At 62.7% G+C, this 2671-nt stretch carries 3 protein-coding genes; all 3 read right to left on the bottom strand.

The features are described 5' to 3' along the window. Nucleotides 1-202, bottom strand: a 202-nt coding sequence (locus ACEW8G_RS08455; RefSeq protein WP_373487986.1) for a DUF3035 domain-containing protein, incomplete at its 3' end; no start/stop codon positions are given. Beyond that, entirely contained in the window at nt 195-782 is a 588-nt protein-coding gene (gene lspA / locus ACEW8G_RS08450) for a signal peptidase II (protein WP_373487985.1), read from the bottom strand. The genes lspA and ACEW8G_RS08455, both read right to left, overlap by 8 nt. Nucleotides 783-930: 148 nt before the next feature. Then, a partial coding sequence (locus ACEW8G_RS08445; protein WP_373487984.1) for a class I tRNA ligase family protein occupies nt 931-2671 on the bottom strand: 1741 nt, incomplete at its 5' end.

Below are 2671 nucleotides of genomic sequence, written 5' to 3'. Positions count from 1 at the left end.
GGCTGGCGCTTGTCGATTGCGGACGCGCCGCGCCGGGGCTTGGCGGCACCAGCGAGAAATCAGGCGGGATCACTAGCGGCGCCTGACGCGAGACGGCGAATTCGTCGGGCCGGTCGCGGTTGAACACGCCGCCGCTTGAGCCGCAGGCAGACACGACGGTCGCCGCGATGGAAACACCCGCAACAAGGGCCAGTTTACGCATGATCATTCTCCACATGTCCAGGCTTGCCCGGAGCGGTCTTTTCAGGCGTGCTAGGCCCGTCCGCCTGAACCCCCGATTTAGCAGGTTCCGAATTGGCTGGCTTGTCGCCGATTATCAGAACCCGGGCAAGCAATAACAGCACGCCAAATGTGATCGCCGCATCGGCGACGTTGAAGATCAGAAACGGCCGCCATTCGCCGAAATGCAGATCGGCATAATCGATGACATAGCCAAAGCGCGCGCGATCAATGATGTTGCCGAGCGCCCCGCCCAGGATCATCGCAAGCGCGAGAATATCGCCGCGCGCACGCTCCTTCCACATCCACAGCAAGACGATGGCCGCGATCACCCCGGTCAGCGCGACCAGCGCCCAGCGCATCGTCTCGGTGTTCGCGGTGAGAAAGCCCATCGAGACGCCCCGGTTCTCTGCCCAGGTGAGGTTGAAGAACGAGGTGATCTCGATCTGCAACCGACTCTGCAACGCCAGCGGCCCCGCGACAATGAACTTCACCGCCTGATCGACAATGAGGATGGCAAGCGCGAGCGCGATGCCTTCGGTGCGGAAGCGGGTGAGGGTCATGCGATGATTCCCACAATGGCCAGTTTGCCGTCACCCTGAACTTGTTTCAGGGTCCATCGGGTATCACGCGCCTTCATGCTTTCGGCACCCAGACGATGGATGGATGCTGAAACGAGCTCAGCAAGACGGGGTGGGGACCTGCGCGTGCTCACGCCAGCATCTCCGAGCAACGCCCGCACAAGGTGCCGTCGTCGATTACACTGGGCAGATGCCGCCAGCAGCGACCGCATTTGTGGTGGTTGGTGCGGCAGACTTCAATCATTTCGACAGGAGCCACTGCCACATCGGCCGTTATGAACAATTCGGCGAGTTCGGCTGCTGAAAAATCACCGTCAGATGTTGAATCGCTGCCGACCTTAACCTCGGCCTCAAGGCTGGACCGCACAGTCTTGTCGCGTCGCAAGGGCTCAATTGCCTCGGTAACATCACGGCGCAGCTTGCGCAGACGATCCCATTTTCGTTCAATATCAATCAAGCCATCAAGGTCTCGGTTGCCGGTGTTGTCCTTGCCCAGCTCCGGCAACTCCGGCCACTCCAGCAGATGCACGCTGCCCGCATCGGGATAGCGCGTCCCCCACACCTCTTCCGCCGTGAACACCAGCACCGGGGCAGCGTAGCGCACCAAGGCATGGAACATCACATCCAGCACCGTGCGATACGCGCGGCGCTTGTCGGTGCCGAGCGGATGCGCGGGGCCGATGTCGCAATACAGGCAATCCTTTCGGATATCGAAGAAGAACGCCGACAGGTCGTTGTTGGCAAAATCCGCCACCGTGCGCACGTAAGTGTTGTAGTCGAAGTCAGCGACTGCCTGCCGCAGCTTGACATCCATGTCTGCGAGCAGATGCAGCACATAGCGCTCCAGCTCGGGCATGTCCTCGACCGCCACCCGTTCCGCCTCATCGAACCCGGCGAGCGCGCCGAGCAAGTAGCGGAAGGTGTTGCGCAGCTTGCGGTACTGGTCCGACACCCCGGCGAGGATTTCCTTGCCGATGCGGTGGTCTTCGGTGAAATCGACCGACAGCGCCCACAGCCGCAGGATGTCCGCGCCCGAATCCTTGATCAGCGTCAGCGGATCGATGGTGTTGCCCAGCGACTTGGACATTTTCATGCCCTTGGCGTCCATGGTGAAACCGTGCGTCAGCACCGCCTTGTATGGCGCATGGCCGCGCGTGCCGCAGCTTTCCATCAGCGACGACTGGAACCAGCCGCGATGCTGGTCCGAACCTTCAAGGTACAGGTCCGCCCGTGGGCCGACGTGGCCTTCGGGGCGGGTGAGGTCGGGCCATTTGCCGCTTTCCAGCACGAACGCATGCGTGCAGCCGCTGTCGAACCACACGTCGAGGATGTCGGTAACGCGCTCGTAATCGGCGATGTCGTAATCGGGGCCGAGCAGGGCAGGGGCGGCCTCGTCGGTCCACGCATCGACGCCGGATTGCCGCATCGCTGCGACAATACGGGCGTTGACCGCCGGGTCCTTCAGATACTGGCCGGTCTTGCGGTTGACGAACAAGGTAATCGGCACGCCCCACGCGCGCTGGCGGCTGATCACCCAATCGGGGCGGCCCTCGACCATCGATCGGATGCGGTTCTCGCCCTTCGCGGGAACCCAGCGGGTGTCGGTGATCGCTTGCAGAGCGGTTTGGCGGAGGGTCTTAGCCCTCGCCCCTTCAGGGGAGAGGGTTGGGAGAGGGGGAGTCGAACAACCGTCAGCGACATTCCCCTCTCCCCGGCCCTCTCCCCTGAAGGGGAGAGGGGGAAGGTTGGCATCCATCGGGATGAACCATTGCGGCGTGCAGCGATAGATCACCCGCGCCTTGGAGCGCCACGAGTGCGGATAGCTGTGCTGGAACGGTGCGGCAGAGAGCAAAGCTCCGGCCGCGCGCAGG

The organism is Blastomonas sp., assembly GCF_041747255.1.
Taxonomy (GTDB): domain Bacteria; phylum Pseudomonadota; class Alphaproteobacteria; order Sphingomonadales; family Sphingomonadaceae; genus Blastomonas.
The sequence above is the reverse complement of the archived record's forward strand: the minus strand, read 5'-3'. Positions and strand labels throughout refer to the sequence as shown.

Coding starts and splice junctions, on each gene's coding strand:
- lspA (WP_373487985.1), bottom strand. CDS start 782: ATGACCCTCACCCGCTTCCGCACCGAAGGCATCGCGCTCGCGCTTGCC.